The sequence below is a fragment of the Streptosporangium sp. NPDC051022 genome, assembly GCF_040683035.1.
GTDB lineage: Bacteria > Actinomycetota > Actinomycetes > Streptosporangiales > Streptosporangiaceae > Streptosporangium.
In genome coordinates, this window is the sequence record NZ_JBFBCF010000010.1 from 1 (window position 1) to 25,926 (window position 25,926).

Below are 25,926 nucleotides of genomic sequence, written 5' to 3' on the forward strand. Positions count from 1 at the left end.
ACGTCCAGCCGGGCATCATCCACGGCAGCACGGAGATCCCGGCGCCGGGCGTGTCGACCGTCAAGAACGTCACCGCCACTCCGGCGCTGCTGGTTCCGTCCGCTAGTCGTTCCAGACGGCGGCCGGGCCCGTGCCGGGCGACCAGACGAGCAGGCCCAGGCACATCTCGTCGCTGGTGCCCTCGCCCCAGACGACGTACCGCGGCGGCAGGTCGCGCAGCGCGGGCAGCAGCCTGCGCAGGCCCGCGTCGTGCGTGCAGGTCACCCGGAAGGTGTCGCCCGCCTTGACGGCGACGGGCTTGGCGAGCGGGCGGATGGCCTGATCGTCGAAGTTGTAGGACGGGATGTCGAGCAGAGTCTTGGCGCCCGGCTTGCCGGGGTTGAGTTCGATTTTGATCGAGCGTCCGAGCAGGTGCATGTGCCCTGCGGTGGCGTATATCGTGCCGCCCTGCCCGGTCCGCTGGTCGCAGTGCTGGGTGGGGCCGGCGGACGGCGGCCTGGACGCGCCGCAGTACTGGCCGAGTTCGGTCACGCTCTGCCTGGCCTGCTCGCCGAACCGCTTGGCGACGTCGTCGATCGCGGCCGCGCGGTCGCACAGCGGCCCGGACTCCTCGGCCGTGCAGGGCAGCTCGACGGGCGCGGCCAGCTCTCCGGTCTGCAGCGGCGTGAGGTGGGTTCCGCCGTCGGCCAGGCGCAGCCGGATGCCCGACCGGTCGGTACCGCCCGGCTTACCGCCGGTGGCGAGCAGGTTGTAGTGCACCTGCATGATCAGCCGGCTGCCCGCGGGCATCGGGTAGCCGACCTTCTGGGTGAGCAGCGTCTCGTTGGCGCCCGGGGCCCAGTGGCCGACCCAGGCGCCGCCCTCGATGCCCGCGTCGCCGAAGCAGGTCCATCCTTCGCTCGGCGTGCGTTCGTCGAGCTCCCGGGCCGCCTTCACCTCCTCCGGGCCGATCCGGAAGAGGATCGCGTGGTGGACGAGGTCGGTGTTCTGGGGCAGGAACTGGCTGCCGGTCAGGAAGGCGGGCTCGGTCAGCCCCGGATCGACCAGGAAGCAGCGATACTCGTCGGTCGCCCCCTCGGGAGCGGCCGGCGCGTACGGCTGGGGCAGCGTCAGGCTCACGAATCGTTCCGAGGCGCGCAGCGGAGCCGGGGGCGGCGGCGAGGCCACCTCCCCGTGGAGGCCGTGGTTCCCGTGGCCCCCCTGCGTTCCGGCGGTCGTCGCGCTCGGGCTCTGGCTCGCGTTCGAACCCGGGCCCGGCGAGAGCGTGCTCGTGCCCTCGTGGTGCGAGGCGGCCGGGCGATCCCCGGCGGCGCACGAGGTGACGAGAAGGGCGGCGGCGAGTGCGATGGCCGCCCCGCCCAGACGTCGCGCCGCCCTGACCGCGTGTTGCATCACTGCCCCTTGATGTTCGAGCGTCCGTCCCGCCGGCTCCGGTGTGCGCCGGGGGAGGGGACTCCGCGGAGTCGCCCCGTTCAAGGGTCTTCGCTCCGCTGTGGATCTTCATCGGTCGCAGGGGCGAACATGCTCATCCGAGCGGCCGAGAACGATCTACACCGGGAGTCGCAGCCGAGCCCGCCGGACTCTCCACCCTGCGGACCGCCCGGCGGACCGCGGTATCAGGGGAACGCGCGGGGGCCTGCGGTTCCGGAGGGGGAGAGCCTCAGGGAGACGCCTCGTGACCCTCGGCGCGTGGCGCGCCGACGAGCCCGGTCCGGGGCCGCACCGCTTCGTCGCGGGCGAAGGGACGCGGGGAGGGGCAGGGGGAGGGATAGGGGGAGGGGGGCGGTCAGCCGAAGGCGGCGAGCCCGCGCTCCTCGGGCGACAGCAGCAGCACCTCGAGCGCCCTGGCGCAGGCCCGGGCGTGCATGGCGAACCAGCCGATCCGCGCGTCGGTGATGACCGCCGGTGTGGACCGTACGGCCAGCGCGTAGCGGACCCGCTCCGCCCGGTCCAGGACCGGCACCGCGAGGGTCCTGACCCCGTGGAAGGACTCGCCGTCGTTGAGGGCGTAGCCCGTCCTGCGGACCCGTTCCGTCTCGGCCCGCAGGTCGTCGAGATCGACGATGGTGCGCTCGGTCTGCGGGCGCAGGGGCGCGAGCGCGGCGGGGTCCTCCTCGCCGGGAGGGGCCCAGGCGAGCAGGACCTTTCCGAGCGCGGTCGAGTGCAGCGGCCTGCGCAGCCCGGTCCCGCTCTCGGGGTCGACCGAGCCGCCGATCAGGATCACCGCGTGCCGGCCGTTGCGGATCGCCAGGTCCACGGTCGCGGAGGTGACACGGGCGAGCTGGCCGAGCTCGGGCGCCACCCGGTGCAGGCCCCGCTGGTGGAAGGAGAGCCGGCCCAGCTCCGTCATCGACGGCCCGAGACGGTATCGCGCCGTCCGGGCGTCCTGCTCCAGGAAGCCGCCGGAGACCAGGGCGCGGGCCAGCCGGTGCGCGGTCGAGGTGGACAGCCCGGTCCTGCGGGAGAGGTCGGAGGCGCTCAGCGTGGGGCCTCCGTCCTGGAAGGAGGCCAGCACGTTCATGGCCCGCTGTACGGCCTGCGCGCCGGCCGGTGTGCGGTCGTTGTCCATTTTCCCACTTTATAGGAATCTCGTGTTTTCAGGTAGGAATACTTCCAAATGATCGGCCTTCTTTCCGCGGGGCCGGGTCCCGCATCATGGGATGCGGTTGATATTTCCTATCGACTTGATGGCAAACTGTGCCGCGTAACGTCCGGGGGGTTCGCGTCGACGTACTCGCCGGGTGGTTCTCCGCATCCGTTGGGTGGCCTAGGTCACGTTTCCGCACCCACAGCCCGCTATATGGCGAAGTTATGGAATTTCGTGGGGTACTCCCCACGCCGCCTCGGTGTCAGCTTTGGTCCAGCCCAACAGTCAGGGCTCCTTGCATCCCTCTAACCCCCCAAGGGACACCGAGAGGAGTCACCCCGCGTGAATCCCAAGGTCAAACTGGGCGCGGTTGCCATGCTGGCGGTCGCAGCCATGACCACTACGTCGATCGTGAGCGCCACGAGCGCCACAGCGGCACCGGCGAAGACCGGGGGCCGCACTATAACCGCGGACGCACTCGGCTTCACCCGTCCGAGCCCCGAGGGCCAGAAGCGTGCCGTCGCGCTCGCCGACAAGGCCATCGCCGCTCAGGACGGCAACATCGCCAAGAGCGAGGACGACGTCTTCGCCCTGGACAAGGCGACCGCGGTCGGTGGTGCGCAGTACCTCACCTACAACCGCACCTACCGTGGTGTACCGGTCTACGGCGGTGACGTCATCGTCGCCACCGACGGCGCGGGCCTGAAGGTCGCGAGCCTGGAGACCACGCAGAAGGCCGAGCTGAGCCTGGACACCAAGCCCTCGGTGTCGGCGAGCAAGGCCGCGAGCAAGGCTCGCACCCTGGTGGCCAAGGTCGACAGCGTCAGCACGCCCAAGCTGGTCGTGCACGCCCTGGCCGAGTCGGGCGCGCCCCGTCTGGCCTGGGAAGTCGTCGTCAGCGGCAGCTCCAAGACCGCCCCGAGCGTCCAGCACGTCTACGTCGACGCGCTGAACGGCTCGATCCTGAGCAACTGGGACGCGGTCCGGATGGGCACCGGCCAGGGCTTCTACAACGGCAACGTCACCATCACCACCAGCTCCGGCTACACGATGCGGGACGGCACCCGCAGCGGCCTGGCGTGTGGTGGCCAGAACGGCTCGGCCTACACCAAGAGCACCGACTCCTGGGGCAACGGCCAGGGAACCAACCTTGAGACCGCCTGTGTCGACGCGTACTACGCGGCACAGAAGGAATGGGACATGCTCAAGGACTGGTTCAACTACAACGGCTTCAACGGCCGTGGTACCGGTTACCCGGCGCGGGTCGGCCTGAACGACGTCAACGCGTTCTGGAACGGCTCGTACACCAACTTCGGGCACAACCAGGCCAACAACCAGCAGGCCACCCCGATGGACGTCGTGGGCCACGAGTACGGCCACGCCATCTACCAGTTCGCCGGTTCCGGCGGCGGTGGCAGCAGCAACGAGGACGGCGGTCTCAACGAGTCCACCGGTGACATCTTCGGCGCGCTGCTCGAGCACTACGCCAACAACCCGAACGACCCGCCGGACTACCAGGTCGGCGAGGAGGTCAACCTGGTCGGGCAGGGCCCGATCCGGTACATGTACAACCCCTCGCAGCACAGCGGCGACCCGAACTGCTACAGCTCCTCGATCCCCAACACCGAGGTGCACGCCGCGGCCGGCCCGCAGAACCACTGGTTCTACCTGGTCGCCGAGGGCACCAACCCCGGTGGCGGCAAGCCGACCAGCCCGGTCTGCTCCGGCCCGTCGAGCCTGACCGGCATCGGCATCCAGAAGGCCGGCCAGATCTACCTGGCCTCGCTGCAGCTGCGCGGTGCGGGCAACCGGACCCACGCCCAGGCCCGCTCCCAGACGCTGACCGCCGCCAAGCAGCAGTTCCCCAACAGCTGCACCGAGTTCAACGCGGTCAAGGCCGCCTGGACCGCGGTGAACGTCCCGGCCGGTTCCAACGAGGCCACCTGCACCATCTCGAACCCGAACGACTACTCGATCGCGGTGAACCCGACCGCGGGCACCGTCCAGGCGGGCTCGTCCGTCACGGCGACCGTCAACGCCTCGCTCGTCAGCGGTAACGCGCAGAGCGTCTCGCTGACCGCCACCGGCGCCCCCTCCGGCGCCACCGTGAGCTTCAGCCCGGCCAGCATCAACACCGGCCAGTCGTCCACGGTGACCATCAACACCACGGCGAACACGCCGTCGGGCACCTACACCATCAACATCAACGGCTCGGCCGCCTCCGGCAGCCGCTCCACCGCCTACAAGCTGACCGTCACCGGCGGCGGGCAGGGCCAGGACGACTTCTCCGTCTCGGTGAACCCGTCCTCCGCCACGGTCGCCCCGGGTGGGTCGACCAACGCGACCCTGGCCACCGCGGTCACCTCCGGTAACGCGCAGAGCGTCTCGCTGAGCGCCTCCGGCGCCCCGGCGGGCGCCACCGTGAGCTTCAGCCCGGCCAGCGTCACCGCCGGTCAGTCGTCCACGGTGTCCATCGCCACCTCCTCCAGCACCCCCGCCGGTACCTACACCATCACCCTCACCGGTGCGGGCACCTCCGCCACCCACGGCACCAGCTTCACGCTGACCGTGAGCGGCGGCCAGGGCACCACCACCTGGCAGGAGTGGAAGCAGTACAGCGCCGGTGACACCGTCTCCTACAACGGCGTCAACTACCGCTGCCTCCAGGGCCACACCTCCCTGCCCGGCTGGGAGCCGCCGAACGTCCCGGCGCTCTGGCAGCGGCTCTAACAACGAACAAAAGGTCTGACCGGGTTCTCTGAACCCCAACGACCAGGTACGGCGGGCGGGCATGGCCGCCCGCCGTACCTTTTTCGCGTCACCCGGCTGAAACACCTCGTAAACAAGTCCGGCGGTCCCGTCAGAAGACGGGACCGCCGGACTTGTTTTTCGGAAAGGGAAGATTTCCGCTTTTTTCATATGGGGTTTTCTTAGATGAGGGATCTGCCTCGCATGAGCCTGTTCCTGGCGGCGGTGATCTCCGCCGCGGGCTCCTCGACCAGGAGCCGCTCGCGCGCGTACAGGCGCAGCCAGTCGGCGATCAGGTAGGTCTGCGAGGGCCAGGGTTCGGCGGTGACGACGTGGGCCTCGACGAGCTTGTCGGCGACGCAGCCGGCGAACCGCGCGTCCACGTCGAGCAGCGCCGCCAGGTCGTCGGCGGTGAACTCGCCGCCGGGCAGCACGCCCAGGCGCCGCAGCGTCGCCCACAGCCCGGGGCCGAGCTCGCGCCGGTAGGTGGCCGCGCACACGCGCAGGGACAGGTCGCCGACGGACAGCTCGTCCAGCAGCGACTGCTCGTCGGCGAGCCGGTCGGCGAACGCGGACAGCCCGGTGTGCCGCTGGGCCGCCAGCCGCGCCCCCGCGATGCGGACGGCGAGCGGCAGGTTGCCGCACGCGTCGACCATGCGCCGGGCCGCCTTCGGGTCGGCGTCGACGCGCTCGGTGCCGGCGATGCGCCTGAGCAGCTCCACCCCCTCGTCGGGGGTGAAACCCTCCAGGTCCACGTGGTGTGCCGACTCCAGCGCGCTCAGCCGCCGCCTGCTCGTGATCAGGACGCCGTTGTCCCCGGCGCCGGGCAGCAGCGGCCGGATCTGCGCCTCCGTCGACGCCTCGTCGAAGATGAGCAGGATGCGGCGCTCGGCCAGCCAGGCCCGGTAGAGGGCGACGCGCTCACCGGCCCTGCGCGGTGGGTCGCCGTCGAAACCGCAGGTGCGGAGCATCTCGCCCAGGACGTCGGGTACGGAACGCTCCCGGCCGGCGGGCGTGCGCAGCCGTACGAACAGCTGCCCGTCCCTGAAGCGCTCGCGGAGCAGGTGGGCGACGTGTACGGCGAACGCCGTCTTCCCCGTTCCGGCGGGCCCCGAGATCGCCACCGGCGGACCGTTCCGGCCGCTCCGGAACATGTCCAGGACGTCCTGGGCCGCCTCCTTCCTGCCGGTGAAGTCCGCCAGGTCGCGGGGGAGCTGGCTGAGGTGGGCGATCACGTCGTGGCCGCTCTGCGGAGCCGGATAGGCGCCGCCCAGGGACGGCCCGCCCAGCAGGGCGCCGGATCCCGGAGCCTGGACCAGCGACACCCTGCTCCTGGCCGGCTGGACCAGCGGCACCCCGCTGCCGAAGGGCCCGTCCAGGGACGGGTCGCCGGCCAGGATCGCCCGGTAGAGCCGTTCGAGGACCGGGCTGGGCTGCAGGCCGAGCTCCCGGGCGAGCGTCTGGCGCATGTTCTCGTACTCGGCGAGGGCCTCCGCCTGACGGCCGCAGCGGAACAGCGCGATCATCTGCGCGCTGCGCAGCCGTTCGCGCAGCGGGTGCCGCCGGACGTTCTCCTCGAGCGACCCGATGAGGTCGGTGTGCTGGCCGAGGGCCAGCTTGGCCTCCGCCCAGTCCTCGTAGACGGACATGCGCTCGCTGTGCAGCCTGGAGAGCTCGTCGCTGATGAGCGGCACGTGTGCCATGTCGGGCAGCGGGTCGCCCCGCCAGAGCTTCAGTGCGTCGTGGAGGGGGCCGACGGCCTTGGCGATCTCACGGTCGCGGAGGTACTGCCGTCCCCTGCGGGCCAGGGTCTCGTAGCACAGGATGTCCAGCTGGTGGGGGCCGAGCTGCAGCTGGTAGCCGGGAGGCCGGTAGGTGAGCCGGTGGCGGTGCGCGGCCCCGAGCACGTTCTTGCGCAGCGCGGAGACGTAGACCTGCACGTTCTTGAGCGCGGTGCGGGGCGGTTCCTCGCTCCACGCCGCCGTGCTCAGCTGGTCGACCGGGACGATCCTGTTGGCGTGACAGAGCAACAGGGACAACAGCACGCGTTGTTTGAACGGTCCCAGTGGGACGAGGTCACCGTTACGGTAGGCCTCAAGCGGGCCGAGCATGGCGAAAGTGGTCTCTTCCGCCTCTACCTCCTCGGGCAACGCGGTTACGCCCACGGGGGATTCTCCATCGGTTACTCAGACGGCTGCGGAAGACCAACCAGGGCCACCGGTAAATCATTGAATTGTCATGATATCGAACCATATCTCGTAGTAAATGGGTGATGTCTGCCTGAAATGGTCAGCTCTTATTGTCTACTAGAAGCTCGTGCAGGGAACGGATGAGCCGTAATCCCGCTTGACGTCGTCCGTTATCGCCGTCGGCCAGGGCGGAGACGATGGAGACCAGGTCGCCGAACTCGGCGCCGGCGTCGTCGAGGACCCGCCGCGCGTGACGGTTGCGCTGCACGATCCGCAGCGCGACCGAGGCCTGCGAGGCGAAGAGGGTCAGCACCGTCAGTTCGTCGATGGCGCTTCGCGCCCACGGCTCGGGGTCCAGCACCTCCAGCACCCCCAGCGCCTCGTCCTCGTGGATGAGCGGCACGGCCATCAGCGCCCTCGGGACGTACGCGGTCGACTCGGCGATGTCGCGGGCGAACACGGTGCTCGTCGACAGGTCGTCCACGATGAGCGCGTCCCTGGCGTTCAGCACCCACCCGGCGATTCCCCGGGTCGCCGGGAACCGCCGCCCCACCAGGAAGGACTCCCCCTCCCCGGAGACCGCCTCGAAGACGAGATCCCCGTGCTCCTCGTTCACCAGGAAGATGGAGCTGGCGCTCGCCCCGAAGATCACGCGTGCGGTGTCGACGATCGACTGCAGGAGAACACGGTGGTCGTGGTCGGCCCCCACGACCGCGGTCGAGACGGCCGCGACGATCTCACTGTTGGCGTTCATCACTCTTCTTTCACGTTGCCTGACGTCAGATACAGGACGTTCTTCACCTGGAAGGGAGTCAGCCCCGGATGTTTGCTCAGGATCAGCGCGCAGTACCCCGCCACGTGCGGTGTGGCGAAACTGTTCCCCGTGCACCGGGTACGGCCGCCGCCGGGCCAGGCCACCTCCACGTCGGAACCGTGGGCGAAGAACTCGACGGGGGGCCTGGGGTTGTAGAGGATCAGGCCGGGGTCCTCCTCGGCGTGGCTGCCGACGGAGATCACCGAGGAGAACCGCCACGGGAAGCTCTCGACCGGCAGGTTGTGGGCCGAGGCCACCAGCACGGTTCCCCGGAAGTAGGCGAGGTCGCCGAGCTCGCGCAGCGGCTCGGCCAGATGCTTCCTGCGGGTCGACAGGCTCAGGTTCACCACGTCGAACCCCTGCTCGATCGCCCACCGGAGACCGGTGACGAACGCGTCGCCCGTCCCGGAGAACCCCGCCCCCAGAACCTGGACGCTGTGCAGCTCGCACTCGGGGGCGATCGAGCGGATGATGCCCGCGCAGGCGGTCCCGTGCCCGCAGCTGTCGCCGGGCTCGCTCTCCACGACGACGCTCCTGCCGTCCGCGTCCGCCGTCACGGCGTAGGACCCGTCGATCCGGCCGACCATCGGATGGTCGGCCTCGACCCCGCTGTCCACGACGCAGACACGGACACCGCGCCCGGTCGCCCCCCGCCACGCCCACTCCGCGGTGACGCCGGAGTGGCCCGTGGCGGAGACGGCGATGTCGTCCTCCCGGCCGAGCCGCCAGGTGAGCGGCTGCTGGGCGGTCATCGGCGGCCCGCCAGGGTCATGGCCCGGCTCCGGCCGATGAGATGCCCCTTGGCGGCGAACTCCGCCGCGGCGTCGCGCGCGGCCGACCTGCCCTCGTCGTGCGCGCCCAGGGCGATGAGCCCCTGGGCGTTGCCGAGCAGCACCGTGGCGAGGCAGATGGGGGAGTCGGTCTCACCCGCCTCGCGCAGCGCCTGGTCCATGAGCTCACGTGAGGTTTCCTCCGCTCCTCGAAGGGCCAGCACCCGCGCCTGGATGGCGTGGAGCTCGGCGGTGTTCATGGGGGCGATCTCCGCCCCCTCCAGTGCCGCGTCCGCCAGCCGGGAGGCCCCGGCGACGTCCCCCCGGTGCAGCAGCGTCCGTGCCAGGTCGCGTGAGGCGGTCACCAGCAGCTGGCCGTCGCCCAGCTCGCCTGCCCTGGCGTGGGCCCGGCGCAGCAGTTCCTCCGCCGCGTCCCAGCGGCCCGCGAGCGATTCGACCGAGGCGGAGAAGATGGGCGTGAACGCGCCCGCGTAGGCGTGGCGCAGGTCGGCGAAGACCTGTTCCGCCGCCTTCAGGATCGCCCTGGCCTCGTCGAACCTGCCCCGCATGGCCAGCAGTTCGGCCAGCGGGCAGCCGACGACGGCGCGTACCGTCCCCCGGTCCCTGCCGTGCGCCGTCATCAGCGTCCGGCACTCGGAGATGGCGGCCGGGGCCGGTTCCGGGCCCAGCCAGAGAGAGACGGCGAGGTTGCCCAGGATGGCGGCCCGCTCCAGCTCGGCGTCCGAGCGGACGGCGTATCCCAGCGCCCGCCGCAGCATCCTCCCGGTCTCGGCGAACCTGCCGCGTCCCTGCGCCTCCTGGGCCACCATCGTCCAGGCCCTGGCCAGCCCCAGATCGTCTCCCGCCTCCTCGAAGACCGGGACGGCCCGCCGTGCGACCTCGAACGACCGGGAGGGGTCGAAGTGGGTGAGATAGAGCGAGGCGTGCGCGGCGACCAGCCGGTCCGCGCCGTCCCTGGCCCGCTCCAGCACCTCGGTCAGCAGCCGTCGTCCCCGCTCGACCTCGCCCAGGGTGATCTGCGCCTCGGCGACGCGCTCGCTCACCTCCAGCCACCCGGGGGAGCCGGGAGCGAGCAGGTCCGCGCCCCGGCTGAGCAGGTTCTCCGCCCGGGACAGGTCGCTCCTGCGCAGCGCCACGGTGCCGGCGCCCACGATGCGGGCGACCGCCCCGTCGCGGAGCCGTACGGTGTGCTCGTCGGGAGGTCCCAGATCGGCGCGGTGCCGGTAGGCCTGCTCCAGGTGCGTCCCGACGGTCTCGTCGCCGCCGCCGGTCGCGGCCAGCCAGTCGGCGAACCGCTCGTGGAGCTCGGCACGCCGCCGCTTGGCCATGCTCCCGTACACCACCTCCTGGATGAGGGCGCCGGAGAAGCGGAACGTCGCCTCGGCGCGGCGCTCGACGAAGCATTTGCGCCCGAGTTCCTCCAGCAGCGTGCCCAGCTCGCCGTACTCGCAGATGGCGCAGAGCTGGTCCACGGTGAAGTCCCTGCCGACCACCGCGGCGCACTCCAGCACCGACCTGGCGCCCGGGCCGAGACCGTCGACCCGGGCCGCGATGAGGGAGTGCACGGTCAGCGGCAGGCTGTGCGGCTCCCCGCCGTCACGCAGCATGGCCACCAGCTGCTCCAGGTACAGGGGGTTGCCCTCGGCCCGCTCGGCGATCCGCTCGACGAGCGCGGTGTCGTGCGGCATCACCTCGACCAACTCGGAGATGAGGAGCCTGGAATCGGCGGGACCCAGCCGGGGAAGGGCGAGCCGGGAGCCGGGCAGCCAGTCGGGCAGCCGGTCGAAGAGCTCCGGCCGGGTCACGCACAGCACCATCACCGGCGAGTCGCGCAGTTCCTCCGCCAGGTCGTCGAGCAGTTCGAAGACGGCGCGGCCCGCCCAGTGCACGTCGTCGAGCACGACCAGCACACCCGCCGACCGCCCCAGCTCGCGCAGCAGGCCGCGCAGCGCCCAGGAGGTCTCCTGGAGCGAGGGGTTCGGCGTGCCGTCCCGCAGCAGCCCGGCGCGGAGCACCGCCAGCACCTCCGGATCCGGCGTGCCGACCGTCACCAGCTCCCGTATCGCGTCGGCGACCCCGAGCAGGGTGCCGCCCGCGCCGTACGGCCTGCAGCGTCCCGAGCCGACGAGGACGCCGCGCTCGCTCGCCCGCCCGGCCCACAGCCGGGCCAGCCGGGTCTTGCCGATCCCGGCCTCCCCGTGCAGGGTGACGATCCGGCAGCGGCGCAGCCGGACGACCTCGTCCAGGGCGAGGTCGAGGTCGCGCAGTGGCTCCAGCCTGTCGACGAACGGGACGTCGAAGCGCCGGGCGACCGCGGGGTCGTCGGAGCGCATCGAGACCAGCCGCCACGCGGTGACGGGGAGCCGCTTGCCCCGCAGCTCAAGCGGCCCGACCTCCATGCCCAGCGCGGAGGGGCCGACCAGCCGCCAGGTCTCCGGGCCGAGCAGGATCTCTCCCGGCCCCGCGAACTGCTGCAGCCTGGCGGCGGTGTTCACCACCTCGCCCGCCACCAGGGCCTGGTCGCCGTAGGCGTGCCCCGACGCGACGACCTCGCCGGTGTTGACCCCGATGCGGACCTTGAGGCGGATGCCGAGGGTCCGCTCGAGGTCGTCGTTCAGGCCGTCGAGCGCCGAGCGCATGTCCACCGCCGCGCGCGCGGCGCGCAGCGCGTCGTCCTCGTGGAGCTCGGGCACACCGAAGACGGCCATGACGGCGTCGCCGATGAACTTCTCCACGGTTCCGCCGTGCCAGGCCAGCTGGTCGCGCATCAGCGCGAAGTAGCGGATCAGGACGGCGCGCAGCGACTCGGGGTCCAGGCGCTCGCTCAGCGCGGTCGACTCGGCCAGGTCGCAGAAGACCACCGTGACGATCTTGCGCGCCTCCGCGGGCGCCTCGGCGGCCAGCCGGGTACCGCACGACGGGCAGAACCTGGGGCGTCCCGGTGACGCGGCCAGGCAGGAGGGGCATCGCATGAAGGTGTTCCCCGATCAGAACAGCAGACCGCCGACTATGTGGGCCTCGACCTCCGGATCGTTCTCCTGGAGTTGCCGCTGTATGGAGATGAGGAGGGTGACCTCCTCCTCGCTCAGCGAGCCGATGATCTCCCGCTGCTCGGCGCCGACGAAGGTCAGGTCGATCCCCGCCGTGGTCAGCTCGTGAAGAGGGTCAAAGGCCATCGTTCCTCCTGGGGTGGCCGAGTGATACGAGCTCGCTGTACGGCGGGCAGCCGTACCGTCTGGCGAATCCGGTGCCGCCCCCGGCCAGCTGCATGTCGCGGACCTGCCGCTCCAGGAAGACGGAGACGGGGGACGGGGGGAGAGAGGGGGCGTCCAGCTCGCGGCAGGTTTCGCAGTACCCCTTGCCCGCCCCCCTGCCCGTGGCGCCGGCCAGCCGCAGCGGGCCGTACGTTCTGATGGCGCGCAGCGCGCCGGAGCCCAGGCAGCGCTCGCGGATCACGTCCCAGCCGTCGTGGCCGGCGTGTCCCAGGCGCAGGTGGGCGGGGATCGGGCGATGGTCGATGACGTCCTGGTTGCAGCACGCGGTGATCGTGCCGTCGAAACCGACGACCGGCCAGGCGGCCATCGCGCACGGCAGCGCCCGCGTCTCCGCGCCCGGGGGCGCGGCGGTGGGTGTGGCGGGCGTCATGGCGAGGGCGCGCCCGACGGGCTGCACCCGGCTCACCAGCATCGGCACCCGGTCGCCGAACTCCCGCCTGACCGCCGCGGTGACGTCGCGCAGGTAGGGGTCGTCGGGGCCGGTGCCCGTGATGTGGAAGCTGAGGTCCTTGCCCCGCGCCAGCAGCGTCCGCATGACCGCGAAGACGTTCTCCCTGGGCACCTCCTCCTCGTGGAAGGCGTCCAGGCTCGCGGAGAAGTGGTCGGCCGCCTCGATCGCCTCCTCGATGGCGGGCGGGATCCTCGGCGCGAAGAACATGCCGGAAAGGATCATGGTGCGGCTGCCGTTCCGGGCGGCCGTCTCGGCCAGGGCGCGGACCAGTCTGGGCCGCAGCAGCGGCTCGCCCCCGGTGAGCATGACCAGGTCGGGCCGGTCGTGCGGGGTGAAGGTCCCGGCGAAGCGCAGGAAGACCTCCCCGGGATGCTCCGGGCCGGTCGGCAGGGAGTCGGTCGAGCAGTGGCGGCAGCGCAGCGGGCAGCGCCGGGTGATCGCCATGAGCACCGCGGCGGCGGGCACGGGGCGCAGCGCCAGGATGTCCATCAGGTGCACGGCGCCGCCTCGACCGGATGCCCGGCCAGCTCGCGGAAGAGCCCGGCGGCGGCGCGCACGGTGTGCAGGGCGCTGACCCCGGCCGCGGCCTGCTGCTCCCTCGTCGGCCGTAGCCCGTCGAACACCCGGTCCAGGTCCTCGCGGTGCCCGGGATCCAGCTCGGCGTGCCGCCACAGCGTGCGGAACGCCGCCCTGGGATAGCCGGTGTTCCGCTCGATGTGCTCCAGCAGCCCCGGAGAGGGGGCGTCGCCTTCCAGTACCGCGATGTATCCGAGCAGGGCGACGGGATGGTGGTGCAGGATCCAGTAGTACTGCGCCCCGACGAGCTCGGCCACCGACGGGGGCGGCGTACGGCCGAGCAACCGCTCGGCGGCCGGGTCGATCAGCGCCAGATCCTCCCGCAGCCAGTCGTCGTGGCCCGCCTCCTCCTCGGCGTGCCGGTCCAGGTAACCGGCCAGCCGGAACTCGCCCAGCTCCGCGCACCTGGCGGAGGCGGTCCGCAGCAACGGCACCGACGCCCTGACGACCATGTGGACCGCGCACAGGTAATCGCGGTAGCGCGGGCGCGGATCGGGGGCACGCCACAGCAGACCGCCCGCGTTCCGCAGAGCGTGGCCTGCCAGGCCGATCTTCGCCCGCAGGACGGTGCTGGGGGGTGTCATCTGGCTCCTTGTCGTCTCAACGAAAGTGTCCGGGTGACCGGTTGGATATCGGTTGAATCCCGGTATGTAAGCAGTTGGTGTCACCTATCGGACGCCGTCTCTAACCGGATTCCAACCGTGATCAAAGCGCGGCTTAACCGGGCGCTCACACAATGAGCCCCACGCGCCGAAAGGGGTCCGGAACATGACGGATGTCGCGGTGGATACCAGCGAACTACGCAAGACTTACGTGACGTCGTCCGGGGTGACCGAAGCGGTCGCCGGGCTCACGCTGCGGGTCGGGAGGGGCGAGCTGTTCGGCCTCCTCGGGCCGAACGGCGCGGGCAAGACGACGACCATGGGAATGCTCACCACCAGGATCGCCCCGACCTCGGGGACCGCCGCGGTCGCGGGGGCGGACGTGGTCGGCGATCCCATAGCGGTCAGACGCTCGATAGGCGTCGTACCGCAGTACAACAACCTGGACCGGCAGCTGACCGCGCTGGAGAACCTGGAGTTCAGCGGGCGCTACGCGGGGCTGACCGCCAAGGCCGCCCGGCGGAGGGCCCTCGAACTGCTGGAGCTGTTCAGCATGGAGTCCCGCGCCGGAGCGAAGATCAACGAGATGTCGGGCGGCCAGGCGCAGCGCGTGATGCTCGCCCGGGCGCTGATGCGCCGCCCGGACATCCTCTTCCTCGACGAGCCCACCTCGGGCCTGGACCCGCAGACCCGGGTGAACCTCTGGGACATCCTGCGGCGGATGCGCGCCGACGGGCAGACGATCGTGCTGTCGACCCATTACATGGAGGAGGCCGAGTCGCTCTGCGACAGGATCGCGATCGTCGACCACGGCACGCTCCTGGCCTGCGACACGCTCGACGCGCTGAAGGCCTCCACCGACCTGGAGACGGTGCTGACCCTCACCTACGAGACCGACGCCGACGCCGAAAAGATCATCGCGCAGGTCAAGGAGCTGGCCGGCGTCACGAACGCGGAGGCGTCGGGGGAGAACCTGCGCGTCTTCACCCTGACGCCCGACGGGGTGCTCGCCGCGCTGGTGCGGGTGGGGCAGGACGCCGGGCTCGCACTGGCCGACGTCCGGATCGTCCGTCCCAGCCTCGAAACCGTTTTCCTCAACCTGACCGGGCGGGAGTACCGAGAATGACGGCACCGACCATCGCGGCACCCGGCGCGTTCCGCGGGTACACGCACACCTTCACCGCGATGCTGGCCCGGGACATGCGGGTGATGCGGCGGGAGCTGTTCTCCTTCATGGCCCGCACCGTGCTCCAGCCGGTCCTGTTCATCTTCGTCTTCGCCGTCGTGCTGCCGAAGATCGGGTTCGGCGGGGGCCAGTCGTTCGACGCCGGAGCGCGGGCGCAGACGTTCAGCACGATCCTGGTCCCCGGCCTGGTCGCCTCGGGCATGGTGATGCAGGGCATCTTCGCCGTGACGACCCCGCTGGTGATGGAGCTGTCCTACACCAGGGAGATCGACGACAGGGTGCTCGCCCCCGTCCCCGTCTGGATCGTCGGCGTCGAGAAGATCGTCTCCGGTGCGATCCAGTCGCTGGTCGCCGCCCTGGTCGTCTTCCTCGCCGTGCTGTTCGTGCACGGTCCCGGCGAGGCCCCGGAGATCGGCTTCGAACGCTGGCCGCTGCTGGTCGCCGTGCTCGTGCTGTCGGCCCTGCTGACCGCGGCCCTCGGCCTGTTCGTCGGGACCGTGCTGCCGCCCCACCAGCTCAGCACCATGTTCGCGATCTTCATCGTCCCGCTCATGATGCTCGGCTGCGTCTACTACCCGTGGGCCGCGCTCGCGCCGCTGCCCTGGCTGCAGACGGCCGTCCTGGCCAACCCGCTCGTCTACGTGAGCGAGGGACTCCGGGGTGCGCTGAGCCCGGCGGTGCCTCACATGTCCGAGGTGGTGGTGCTCGCCGTACTGGGCGGGGCGACGCTGGCGGTGGGCGCGCTCGCGATGTGGTCCTTCCTGCGCCGCCTGGTGGGTTAGGCATGGGCGACGGATCGCCCGGGAACTGGACCGGCTGGACCGGCGACCTCGTCGGACGCGACACCGAACTCGCGGGACTGCGCGACCTCCTCGGCTCCGGCAGGCTCGTCACGCTGACCGGCGCGCCGGGGGTCGGCAAGACCCGCCTCGCGCACGCCTACGCCCGCGCGTGGGCCGCGGCCTACCCGGGCGGGATGTGGCTGCGCGACCTGGCCGCGGGCGGCGAGGGCCTGCGGCACGTCGCCCCCGGCACGGGCCCGGCGCTGCTCGTCCTCGACACGTGCGAACGCTTCGCCGAGGAGTGCGCCCTGGTCGTGCCCGAACTGCTCGGCACCCACCCCGCGCTCGGCGTGCTCGCCACCAGCAGGGAGCCCATCGGCGTTCCCGGCGAGGTGACCTGCCGCCTCGCGCCCCTGGCGCTGCCGCAGGCCGCCCGCCTGTTCACCGAGCGCGCCGCCGCGCGCGGCCGGCCGGCGACCCCGGAGACCCCGGAGACCGGGGCCGCGATCGAGGAGATCTGCCGCCGTCTCGACGGTCTCCCGCTGGCCGTCGAGCTGGCCGCGGCCCGCGCGGTCATGCTGTCGCCCTGGCAGATAGCCGAGCGGCTCGCCGACCCGTTCCGGCTGCTGTCCGGCGGCAGCCGGACGGCCCCCGCCAGGCACAGGTCACTGGAGGCGGCCATCGCCTGGAGTCACGAGCAGCTGCCGGACGACGAGCGGCTGCTGCTGCGCAGGCTCGCCGTGTTCGAGGACGGGTTCGTCATCGACGACGTCGAGGAGGTCTGCGCGGGCGGCGCGATCCCGCCGGACGCCGTTCTCGACCTGCTGTCGCGGCTGGTGATCAGGTCGCTCGTCGAGTGCGAGACCACCGGCGCCGTCACCCGATACCGGCTGCTGCGGATCGTCCGGGGTTACGTCCGCTGCGGGCAGCGCGCCGACGGAACCCCCGCGAACGGCACCCCCGCGGACGGCACGGAGGACGACGCCGCGGCGGTACGGCTGCGCCACGCCGAGCACTACACGGCGCTGGCCGAGTGCGCGGCGCGGGCCGTCACCACGGGTACCGCGGCGCAGCACTTCGAGCGGGTCGAGGCCGGTTACGCCAACATGCGCGCGGTGCTGCGCTGGTGCACCTCGGGAGGCGGCCCGCCCACGATCGGGGCACGCCTGGCCGGTGCGCTCGAGACGTACTGGATCGTGCGGGGACGGCTGCGCGAGGGGCGCGGCTGGCTCACCTCGCTCACGGCCGCCGCTGGCGGCGTGGCCCCGGGGCAGGCGCTGGCCGGGGCGACGCTGAGCGCGGCCGTCCTGTCCTGCGCGCTGGGCGAGTTCGCCGACGCGGCGGCCGCCTGCGAGCGGGCCCTGGAGATGTTCGGGGAACTGCGCGACGAGGCCGGGCGGACACGGGCCCTGGCCGTGCTGGCGAGCCTGAAGACGATGAGCGAGCCCGCCTCGGCCCGCCGCGACCTCACCGAACTCGCGGCCCGCGGCCCGAGGGCGATCGGCCACGCGTGGATCGGCGTCCCCCTCACACTGCTCGGCCAGGCGCGCGTCGCGGCCGGGGACCTCGCGGGAGCCCGTGCGGCCCTGGAACAGTGCGTGGCGATCGGCCGCAGGCACGGCTCCGAGCTGAGCCTGGAGATGGGCCTGCTGACGATGGCGCGGGTGGCCGTCCACCAGGGCGCCTACGACGAGGCGGAGAGCGCGCTGAGCCAGGGCCTGGCCGTCTCGCAGCGGATGGGCGACGTGTGGGGAAGGGCCACGGCGTTCAGGGGCCTGGGGGAGGTGGCCGCCTGCCGCGGCCGGTACGGCCAGGCCAGGCAGCGGCTCGCCGAGGCGGTCGAGGTCGCCCGCGCCGTGGGGTCGCCGCTGCTGCTGGGCGACTGTCTCGACACCCTGGGCAGGGCACTGCTCGACATCGGGGACCACGAGGCGGCCAGGGAGGTCTTCGCCGAGGTCGTCGGGCTGGGGGAGCGCACCGCCCCCCGGCTGACGGCGATGGGGCTCGCCGGACTCGGCGGCGCGATCCTCGGCTCCGGCGGTGCCCGCGCCGCCCTCGCCTTCGCCGAGGAGGCGGTGGCACGCGCACGCGAGAGCGGGGACAGGCCGCTCACCCTGCGCTGCCTGTTCACGCTGGGCAGGGTCACCCGGCGCGGCGATCCGGCCCGCGCCGCGGAGGCGCACCACTCGGCGCTCAAGGCGAGCGCGGACATGGGGCTGCGCGCCCAGATCGCCGACTCCCTCGAAGCGGTCGCCGGGCTCGCGGCCGGGCATCGCCGTCACGAGCACGCGGCACGGCTGTTCGGCGCCGCCCAGGCGCTGCGCGACCTGCTGGGCCTGTCCCGGCCGCCCGCCGCGGCGCCGCAGTACGAGGCCGACCTGTCCGAGGCGCGTGCCGCGCTCGGCGCGGCGGGTTTCTCCGCCGCGTGGGCCGAGGGAGCGGGACTGGAGGTGGACCAGGCCGTCGTCTACGCGGGCCGGGGCAGGGGACCGCGCGGCCAGGGCGTCGGCTGGGCCGCGCTGACCAGGGCCGAGCGCCAGGTGGCGTTGCTCGCCTCCGACGGGCTGACCAACCGGGAGATCGGCGCCAAGCTCTTCGTCTCCCCGCGTACCGTGCAGGCCCACCTGTCCAGCGTGTTCGCCAAGCTCAGCCTGTCCTCGCGTAAGGACCTGGCCCGCGAGTTCGACTCGCGGGCCAGGTCCCTGCGCAGTCATGAGTCACCTCTCTCCGCGCAGCGCGACGACACCGGAGGAGTACAGGATCCTGAAGGCGGCATCGCATTCCTGACGGGCCGGCTCGGTGGCTGAGCCGGCCCGCGTCTTGTCCCGCCACTCGGCCACGGTGATCCCGGGGGCCGCCGCCTCGAAGGCGGCCGCGATCAGCCCGTCCAGCCGGTAGCTCACGGCACCGCCCCCGGGGAACAGGTAACCGTGACGGTCAGGGGTGAGCGCGTCGTAGCCCAGCGTGAAGTCGCGCAGCAGGAGGTGGATCGGGTGGTCGAACCAGTGGATCGCCTCCGGGGTGACGTGCTCGACGAGCACGTCGTCCGCCAGGTTCGGTGGGTCCTGGACGGTCGCGTTCAGCTGGGCCACGACGGCCCTGTCCCAGGCGAGCCCGTCGAGCAGCAGGCGACCCGCCTCGGGAGGAAAACCCGCCTCGATCACCGGCGCGGGATCGGTCCCCGCGCCGAGGTCGAGGCGTTCGGCCCAGGCCGCGACGTCGCAGTCCGGGAGGGCGATGAGACAGCGCAGCAGCGTCGGCGCCGCCTCCTGCAGCGCCTCGATGCGTCCGGCGAACACCATCGCCCGCTGGTAGTCGTCGGTGTCGAATCCCCGTGAGCGTACGACGAGCGGCGGCTGGAAGTCGTAGAACTCGATCCCGTACTCCTCGGCGTACTCGAAGAAGTCGGTTCCGGGGAAGGCCATCAACGGTGCGAAGTGCACCTTCTCCACGCCGCTCGCGTAGGCGAAGCGCACGCTCTGGCGGACTTTCTCCAGGTTGTCGCCCGGCATGCCGATGATGATGTCGGCGGCCAGGGCGTGGTTGTGGTGGCGGCGGATGAGCGAGGCGGCCTGCGCGAACCGTCCGAGGTCGAAGCGGCGCGCGGCCAGCTGGAGCGTGTCCGAGTCCGACGACTGGATGCCCAGGGTGATCACCCGGCACCCGGCGCGGTTCATCGCGCGCACGTAGTCGAGGTCGACGTGCTTGACGTCCGGATAGACGTCCACCACCGTTCCCCGGTTGTGCTCGGCGATGATCTCGAAGATCTCCATCGCCCGGTGCCGGGAGATGCCCAGATGCGCGTCGCACACCCGCAGGTAGGGGATGCGGGCGTCCAGCAGGTAGGCCAGCTCCCGCTCGATCCGGTCCATGGGGAACGCGCGGAGCTTGGGCGCGCTGTACAGGCAGAAGCGGCACTTCTGACGGCAGCCGCGGCCCGTCTCGTAGGCCAGCACCGCGCCCTGCCTGCGCCGCAGGATCGGCTCGATGGGCAGCCTCTCCTCGGTGAAGACCAGCGGGAGCGTGGCCAGGTTCACATCCGGCGGGTCGTCGTTGTGCACCGGCTCCCCGTCGACCCGCCGGGTCAGGCCCTTGACGGCGCCGAGGTCGGCGTCCCTGGCCAGGTGCTCCAGCAGCTCGGCGTAGGTGTCCTCGGCCTCGCCGCGGAGCACCAGGTCCATCCAGGGATACTCGCGCAGCAGGTGGGCGGCCATCCGCCGGGAGTTGGTCTGCGCGCCGCCCCACACGATGCGGCAGTGCGGCAGGTGCCGCCTGACCATCCGCCCCATCCGCACGAACTCATCGTGGTTCCACACGAACGCGGAGAAGGCGATCACGTCCGGCCGGTAGTCGAAGAGCCGGGCCATGAAGGCGTTGTAGTGCCCGAGATAGTCCTCGGTGAGGCTGCCGACGTCCTCGTGGAGCCAGACGCGGTGCTCGACCTCGGAGGGGGAGACCCGCTCGTCCACCACCGCCCTGATCAGCTCGACCCCCAGGGAGAATCCATCGTCGTTGGAGTAGACGAGGACGGCCTTCATCGTCATATGGACCTCCCCAGGGTCACCGTGGCCCGGTTCGCGCGCGCCGGGCCGGCCGCGCTCAGCTCCTCGGCGAGCCGGTCGAAGGCTGCCGTCGCCCGCAGATGCATGTCCCGGTAGACCTGCTCCTCGACCGGCTCCTCGTCGAGGGCCCGTTCCACGATCCGCATCAGGTCCTCGGTCGTGTCCGCGCCCCGGTAGGCCCAGTGCCGGTGCGCCATGCCGAGCTCGACGGCGAGCTCGTGCAGCTTGCTGGTGCCGTTGCGGCGGCTCCAGAACGGGTCGACCGCCACGAACGGTGTACCGCTGCGCAGCGCGAGGATCGCGCTGTGGTAGCGGGAGACCAGCACCAGGTCGCAGCGGGCCAGCGCCTCGGTGAGCTCGTCGGAGCCGGTCGAGCCGAGGGTCCGGTTCCGGGCGCTCGGCACGGAACGGGCGAACCTGGCCCCCGCCTCCTCGTCGCCGTAGATGTTGGGCACCGTGATGAACTCGAGGTCGGCGAAGGCCGCCAGCTCGATGAGCGTCAGGCCCAGCTCGGTGACGAACCCGATCCTGTTGGCGCCCTCGGCGGGATCGGAGGCCTCGGCGAGCACCTGCTCGGGCGGCACGCACAGCGCGGGATCGTGCGGGCACCGTCCGGCGAGGTCGCGGCCGACCAGGTGGGTGACCAGCTGGGCGGTCGGCCCGGGAGCGCCGACGGCGACCCCGATCAGCGGCCTGCGGCGGCGCGGCCGCTCCGCGGGCAGCGGCGGGAGCGCGAAGGACGGATCGGGGACGACGGGCGTCGCCGTGCCCCCGGCGTCCCCGGTGCCCCCGGTCGCCTCGTCCATCCGGCGGGCGGCCCCGGCGCTGCGCACCGTCAGGTGGTCGAGCCGCTCCCTGACCGATCCCAGATAACCGCGCCAGTGGTCCAGCCCCGCGGCCGGGGTGCCGTCCTGCAGCCCGACCCCGTGCCAGGCGACCCACACGTCCGGGTCGAACGCCCAGGGGGCGGGGCCGAGGCAGAACACCTGCATGATCGAGTGCCGGAACGGCGGGCCGCTCCACAGGCCGCCCGCCATCACGACCGCGTCGAACGAGCCCGCCCCGGGCCAGCGCCCGGCGCGGTCGACCCAGAGCGGCACGGGGCCGGCCGCCGCGCTCTCCGCGCCGGCCGCCTCCGTGCCCGCCGTACTCCATGGGCAGAAGTGCGTGAACGACGCGCCCGGCAGGCGGCGCGACAGCTCGGCCTCGGTCACCGCGGCGAGCAGCCGGTCGCCCACGTTCGGCAGGCTGCTCCCCGCCCAGATCGCGATCCGCTGAGACACCCGGCTCATCCTCCGATGGGGGACGGCTGCTGGAGACCGAACTCCTGCCAGCCGCGTCGCTCGGCGTACTCGTTGTAGACACCGCCGCAGTTCGACCGGAGCGGGCAGCCGTCGCAGGGCGGCCCGTACGAGCGCATCTGCGTGTCCATGAACGCGTCGTAGTCGTCGAGGACCTCTCCCTGGTACATCATCCGGATCGAGCGCGTCCCGTCCTCGATGGCGAGGCTCTCGTGCGGGGCGACCACGCACAGCGGGAAACCCTCCAGGGTCAGCCGCGCCGGCGACTCGAGCATCATCTCGATGACGGGGAGCAGGTGCTGCCGCGTCTCGGCGACCGTGGGCGCCTGCATGTCGAGGGCGAAGAAACCGCTGCCGACCGGATGCAGGTTGGAGATGTTGACGTGGTCGACCCCCAGGTCGACGCAGAGGCGGCAGATGTCCATCAGACGACCCATGTTCATCCGGGTGATGACGGTGTTCGTCCGTACGGCGACGCCCGCCCGCTTGGCGTTGCGGATCCCCTCGATGGTCTCGTCGAAGCCGCCGGGGGTCTGGGTCAGGCAGTCCTGGACGACCGCGGTCGAGCCGTGCAGCGAGACCACGAAGAGCTGGACCCCGTGCTCGGCGAGACGGTTGGTGAAGTCCGGGTCCCTCAGCCTGCGCGCGTTGGTCTGGATCTCCACCCCCGGATACTCCAGCAACCGGATGGTGCGCAGCAGCTCGAACAGGCGGGGGTGGATCGTCGGCTCCCCGCCGTGCAGGTTGACCGAGGTGTAGCCCTGTCCCGAGTTCTCCACGAGGAAGCGGATCAGGTCGCCGTATTCGACGCTGTCGGTCTTCGCCAGCGGCGAGCCGACGACGCAGAAACCGCACTTCTCGTTGCACAGGTCGGTGATGTGCATGCTCAGCTGTTTCATCGTCACCTCACACCAGGCCCACGCGACGCGCCGCCGAGGCGAAGACCTCGGGGGTGTCGGGGTGGGCGGTCAGCGTCTCCAGATACGCGGCCCGGTTGCGTGCCAGGTCGTCCTGGACTCCCCGGTCGTAGAGCACTCCGTGCAGCGCCGACAGCACGGCGGGCTCGTCGAGCAGTTCGGCGTGGGCGAACGTCGACAGGTAGGGATTGTCCACGACGATCGGGTCGAGGAAGCTGTGGAAGCCCAGCGGCCACATCCGGAACGGATACATGGGCAGCGTCCTCGACAGCCACGACCGCACGTCCTCGGAGAGGCCGCCCAGCTCGGCCTCGACCTGGTCGATGTCCGGTTTCTCCGGAACGTCGAACCGGTTGGTGAGCACCACCCCCGGTATGTCGGACAGTACCGCCCTGGCCAGGGTCGTGGCCCCCAGGTTGAGCGTCAGCACCAGGTCGACCGAGCCCAGCAGCACGTTGAACCGGCTCGGCGAGCACGCGGGGATGACGTGGGTGCGGTCGGTCAGCGCCTCGAGCACCGGCGGCACGCTGCCGACCATGACGAAGCGGGCACTGGGCGGCAGCTGCCGCAGGTAGTGCACCAGCAACTCGGGGACGTGCGCGGCCATCTGGTCGCCGTTTTCGTCGGAGTACTTGTCCTGCTGCCAGCCGGCCACGGCCAGCAGCACCATCCTGTCCTCCTTCTCCATGCCGAACGTCTCGCGCAGGTGCTCGCGGGTGCGTCTGCTGACCCGTTCGTTGCCCTCCCAGAGCCGGAAGGGGAAGGTCTGCTGATCCTGGTCCAGGTGGCAGATGGGCACCGGGCGCAGGTGCGCGGGCATCTCCAGGATCCGGCGGTTGACCGACATCGCCTTGCCGTGGAAGACGTCGACCGAGAAGGCGGTGTTGGCCCACTCCCAGATGTCGATCGGGATGATCGGCAGGTTGTACCTGTCGATGAACCACGGGTCGAGGCCGTACCGCTTGGGGAAGATCCCGCAGAAGGTGAAGTAGTCCGACAGTACGATCGCGTCGGGCCGGAAGGAGATGACCGCGTCGTCCACCATCAGCGTGGCGAAGCCGCCCATCGAGCGGTCGAGCACCGTGTACGGGAACCCGCTGCCGCGCAGCAGCTTCTCCGACATCGGCTCGATGATGAAGAAGCACTCGATGCCCGCGGGCTTGAGCTGGCGCGCCAGCGACATGCCGATCAGTGTCTCGCCGTATCCGGCGCTGCTCATCGCGAAGAAGAGGAGTCTCACGGGCGCACCGCCAGCAGGGAGGGACCTTCGAAGGATCTGCGGACGCCGAGGGGGGTGCCGACGTCCTGGAACGAGCCGTCCGGGAACTCGACGGCGACGACCCGCAGGCCGCCGCGGACCGCGAGGTCGAAGTAGTTGCCGAGCACCGGTTCGCCCGAGGTGTCCTGGCGCAGCCCCTCGTGCAGGAGTTCGGCGAAGGCGTCTCCCCAGATCGCCGCCCCCCAGGTGTTCATGACCGGCGGGTCGGCCGGTTTGTCGAACACGCGGTGCACCCGGTCGCCGCGCAGTACGACGGGGCCGAGCCGGTGTGCGTCCTGAGTGGGGAAGACCGCGAGCGCGAGGTCGGCGTCCGTCTCCTCGTAGACCGCGCGCAGCCTGCTGAGCGCGTCGGACGGAGTGAAGATCGTGTCGGGCATCACGAACACGACGTCACGCGACCGGGTCCACCCGTGGGCGAGGTCGAGCGCGTGGGCCAGCCCCCTGGCCTCCTCCTGGAAGAGGTAGGCGACGTCGACGCCGAGATGGCGGCCGTCTCCGAGGTAGCTGACCACCTCCAGCTTCCAGGGCGCGACCACCAGGATCGCGTGCCCGACGCCGGCGCGGGCCAGTGACTCGAGCGCGTACTCGGCGACGGGACGGAGCCGGGCGCCGCCGTCCGCGGGCTCGTAGACGATGGGCAGGAGTTCCTTGGGATAGCGCAGCGGAGCCAGCCGGGTGCCACGCCCCGCGGCGGGCACGAGGCCGACGAAGTCCCTGTCCGTCACAGGCCGCTCCTCACTGGTTGGGGGACTGGCTGGGGACCGGCCGGCTGGGGGCCGGCCGGAGGGGGAGTGGCCGGCCGGGGGCTGATCGGGCCGGGGCCGACCGGCTGGGCGGCGACCGGCGGGGAGGCGGTGCGGGAGGCGCCGGGACGCTCGCCGAACCGGATGGCGCGGACGGCGTCGATCAGCTCGCGCTGGAACGGATCGGCCGCGATCTCACGCAGCCGCGCCCGTCCGTCGAGGGAGCGCAGCATCTTGTAACAGAGGTCGCAGCCGTTGGTGAAGGTCGTCCCGCCGAAGAGCTTGCGCACCGCCGGGGAGGAGGCGACCATGCGGGCCACGCCCTGCGGGCCGTACACGCGCAGGAACTGGTACTCGTAGTTGGCGTCGGCGTCGTCGAGGATCTCCTGGAACGACTTCTCGTGCAGGTTGCCCAGGAAGTAGGCCAGGTCGGAGAGGCGGACGTAGGCCCCGGCCTTGCCGATGTGGCAGGCCGACAGGTCCCCGTTCGGGTTGATCAGCGGGGTCTCCAGGTAGCAGGAGGAGGAGAAGTGCTCCGGGTCCGGGGGCAGGCCCACCTGGTGGGCCGTCTTGATGAACGGCGTGGGGATGACCCGGTCGACGTGCACCCTGACCCGGTCCTCGTAGCGCCGGTACAGCCCGCGGATCTGCTCCTCCTCGTGGTCCTCGGCGATGGTGATGCAGAGGCTGATCTCCGGGATCTCCCTGGCCAGTGCCCCCTCGATGACGTTCATCACGTACTGGGTGGGGACGCGTTCCTGGTGGTAGACGTCGGTGCTCAGGTAGAGCCGGGTGAGGCCGGGCAGCTGGCCGAGGATCTTGTCGACCGCGGCCGGGGAACGCCCCCAGAAACTGCTGGTGAACACGCATATCCGAGGCTTGCCGGGGTGGCCGGCGGCGGCCCTCACTCCGGACTTGAGCATCCGGAACCGCTGGAAGGGCTCGCCGCCGGTAAAGATGATCTCCGGGATGCCGCTGTCACACGCCTGTGCCACCCAGCGCCCGATCTCCTCAGCCGTCGGCTGACGATCACGCGTCGAACCGGTGAAGCCGCAGTGGCTGCAGCCGACGGTGCAGATCTCAGTGACGCTGACCAGGATTGAGTTGTATTTCACGACACCCC

19 protein-coding genes are annotated in these 25,926 nt (G+C 71.5%); 4 read left to right on the plus strand and 15 right to left on the minus strand.

From position 1 onward, the window contains the following. Positions 1–102: 102 nt before the first annotated feature. A complete protein-coding gene (locus tag AB0N02_RS18325) occupies positions 103–1,392 on the minus strand; it encodes a monooxygenase (protein ID WP_363947570.1) in 1,290 nt (429 codons plus the stop codon). Between the two features lie 394 nt (positions 1,393–1,786). After that, positions 1,787–2,569 (minus strand): IclR family transcriptional regulator, encoded by a 783-nt coding sequence (locus AB0N02_RS18330; protein ID WP_363947572.1) that lies wholly within the window; start codon positions 2,567–2,569, stop codon positions 1,787–1,789. A 360-nt stretch (positions 2,570–2,929) separates the two neighbouring features. Here AB0N02_RS18330 and AB0N02_RS18335 point away from each other — a divergent pair, with 360 nt between their 5' ends. Continuing rightward, entirely contained in the window at positions 2,930–5,317 is a 2,388-nt protein-coding gene (locus AB0N02_RS18335; protein ID WP_363947575.1) for a M4 family metallopeptidase, read from the plus strand. A 200-nt stretch (positions 5,318–5,517) separates the two neighbouring features. Here AB0N02_RS18335 and AB0N02_RS18340 read toward each other — a convergent pair whose 3' ends face one another. The 7 genes from AB0N02_RS18340 to AB0N02_RS18370 all read right to left on the minus strand — a co-directional run bounded on the left by AB0N02_RS18340 (position 5,518) and on the right by AB0N02_RS18370 (position 14,015). After that, positions 5,518–7,500, minus strand: a complete 1,983-nt coding sequence (locus AB0N02_RS18340; RefSeq protein ID WP_363947578.1) for a BTAD domain-containing putative transcriptional regulator — start codon at positions 7,498–7,500, stop codon at positions 5,518–5,520. 124 nt (positions 7,501–7,624) lie between these two features. Continuing rightward, positions 7,625–8,278 (minus strand): GAF domain-containing protein, encoded by a 654-nt coding sequence (locus AB0N02_RS18345; RefSeq protein ID WP_363947581.1) that lies wholly within the window; start codon positions 8,276–8,278, stop codon positions 7,625–7,627. Further along, positions 8,278–9,090 carry a S8 family serine peptidase gene (locus AB0N02_RS18350; protein ID WP_363947583.1) on the minus strand — a complete coding sequence of 271 codons (813 nt, stop codon included), beginning with the start codon at positions 9,088–9,090 and terminating at the stop codon, positions 8,278–8,280. The genes AB0N02_RS18345 and AB0N02_RS18350 overlap by 1 nt, the downstream gene beginning before the upstream one ends. Further along, the gene (locus AB0N02_RS18355; protein WP_363947585.1) at positions 9,087–12,101 is read right to left on the minus strand and encodes an adenylate/guanylate cyclase domain-containing protein; all 3,015 of its coding nucleotides are present in this window, start codon (positions 12,099–12,101) and stop codon (positions 9,087–9,089) included. The genes AB0N02_RS18350 and AB0N02_RS18355 overlap by 4 nt, the downstream gene beginning before the upstream one ends. Before the next feature lie 15 nt (positions 12,102–12,116). Continuing rightward, entirely contained in the window at positions 12,117–12,305 is a 189-nt protein-coding gene (locus AB0N02_RS18360; RefSeq protein ID WP_363947587.1) for an aroma-sacti cluster domain-containing protein, read from the minus strand. Further along, positions 12,295–13,344 carry a radical SAM protein gene (locus tag AB0N02_RS18365; RefSeq protein WP_363948009.1) on the minus strand — a complete coding sequence of 350 codons (1,050 nt, stop codon included), beginning with the start codon at positions 13,342–13,344 and terminating at the stop codon, positions 12,295–12,297. The genes AB0N02_RS18360 and AB0N02_RS18365 overlap by 11 nt, the downstream gene beginning before the upstream one ends. Then, positions 13,344–14,015: an iron-containing redox enzyme family protein gene (locus AB0N02_RS18370; RefSeq protein ID WP_363947589.1), complete on the minus strand. Its 672-nt coding sequence runs from the start codon at positions 14,013–14,015 to the stop codon at positions 13,344–13,346. The genes AB0N02_RS18365 and AB0N02_RS18370 overlap by 1 nt, the downstream gene beginning before the upstream one ends. 184 nt (positions 14,016–14,199) lie before the next feature. Between AB0N02_RS18370 and AB0N02_RS18375 the strand changes: the two genes are divergently transcribed. Genes AB0N02_RS18375 through AB0N02_RS18385 form a run of 3 tightly spaced genes read left to right on the plus strand, consistent with a single transcriptional unit; the run spans position 14,200 to position 18,808 of the window. Continuing rightward, on the plus strand, positions 14,200–15,159 hold the full coding sequence (locus tag AB0N02_RS18375; protein WP_363947591.1) for an ABC transporter ATP-binding protein: 960 nt from the start codon (positions 14,200–14,202) through the stop codon (positions 15,157–15,159). Then, on the plus strand, positions 15,156–16,001 hold the full coding sequence (locus tag AB0N02_RS18380) for an ABC transporter permease (RefSeq protein ID WP_363947593.1): 846 nt from the start codon (positions 15,156–15,158) through the stop codon (positions 15,999–16,001). Before AB0N02_RS18375 ends, AB0N02_RS18380 begins: the two co-directional genes overlap by 4 nt. Positions 16,002–16,003: 2 nt before the next feature. Next, complete coding sequence (locus AB0N02_RS18385; protein ID WP_363947595.1) at positions 16,004–18,808, plus strand: tetratricopeptide repeat protein; 2,805 nt, start codon at positions 16,004–16,006, stop codon at positions 18,806–18,808. On the opposite strand, the gene AB0N02_RS18390 is transcribed toward AB0N02_RS18385, so the two are convergent. The 6 genes from AB0N02_RS18390 to AB0N02_RS18415 are packed head-to-tail and all read right to left on the minus strand — an operon-like array spanning position 18,719 to position 25,918. Next, positions 18,719–20,545, minus strand: a complete 1,827-nt coding sequence (locus tag AB0N02_RS18390; protein ID WP_363947598.1) for a radical SAM protein — start codon at positions 20,543–20,545, stop codon at positions 18,719–18,721. The genes AB0N02_RS18385 and AB0N02_RS18390 overlap by 90 nt on opposite strands. Further along, positions 20,542–21,846, minus strand: a complete 1,305-nt coding sequence (locus AB0N02_RS18395; RefSeq protein WP_363947601.1) for a polysaccharide pyruvyl transferase family protein — start codon at positions 21,844–21,846, stop codon at positions 20,542–20,544. Before AB0N02_RS18395 ends, AB0N02_RS18390 begins: the two co-directional genes overlap by 4 nt. A gap of 5 nt (positions 21,847–21,851) precedes the next feature. Next, positions 21,852–22,763 (minus strand): radical SAM protein, encoded by a 912-nt coding sequence (locus tag AB0N02_RS18400; RefSeq protein WP_363947604.1) that lies wholly within the window; start codon positions 22,761–22,763, stop codon positions 21,852–21,854. A gap of 7 nt (positions 22,764–22,770) precedes the next feature. Next, on the minus strand, positions 22,771–24,021 hold the full coding sequence (locus AB0N02_RS18405; RefSeq protein ID WP_363947606.1) for a DUF6365 family protein: 1,251 nt from the start codon (positions 24,019–24,021) through the stop codon (positions 22,771–22,773). Continuing rightward, positions 24,018–24,785, minus strand: coding sequence for a sugar phosphate nucleotidyltransferase (locus tag AB0N02_RS18410; protein ID WP_363947609.1), 768 nt, complete (start codon positions 24,783–24,785; stop codon positions 24,018–24,020). Before AB0N02_RS18410 ends, AB0N02_RS18405 begins: the two co-directional genes overlap by 4 nt. Further along, positions 24,782–25,918, minus strand: a complete 1,137-nt coding sequence (locus AB0N02_RS18415) for a radical SAM protein (protein WP_363947612.1) — start codon at positions 25,916–25,918, stop codon at positions 24,782–24,784. The genes AB0N02_RS18410 and AB0N02_RS18415 overlap by 4 nt, the downstream gene beginning before the upstream one ends. Positions 25,919–25,926 lie beyond the last annotated feature (8 nt).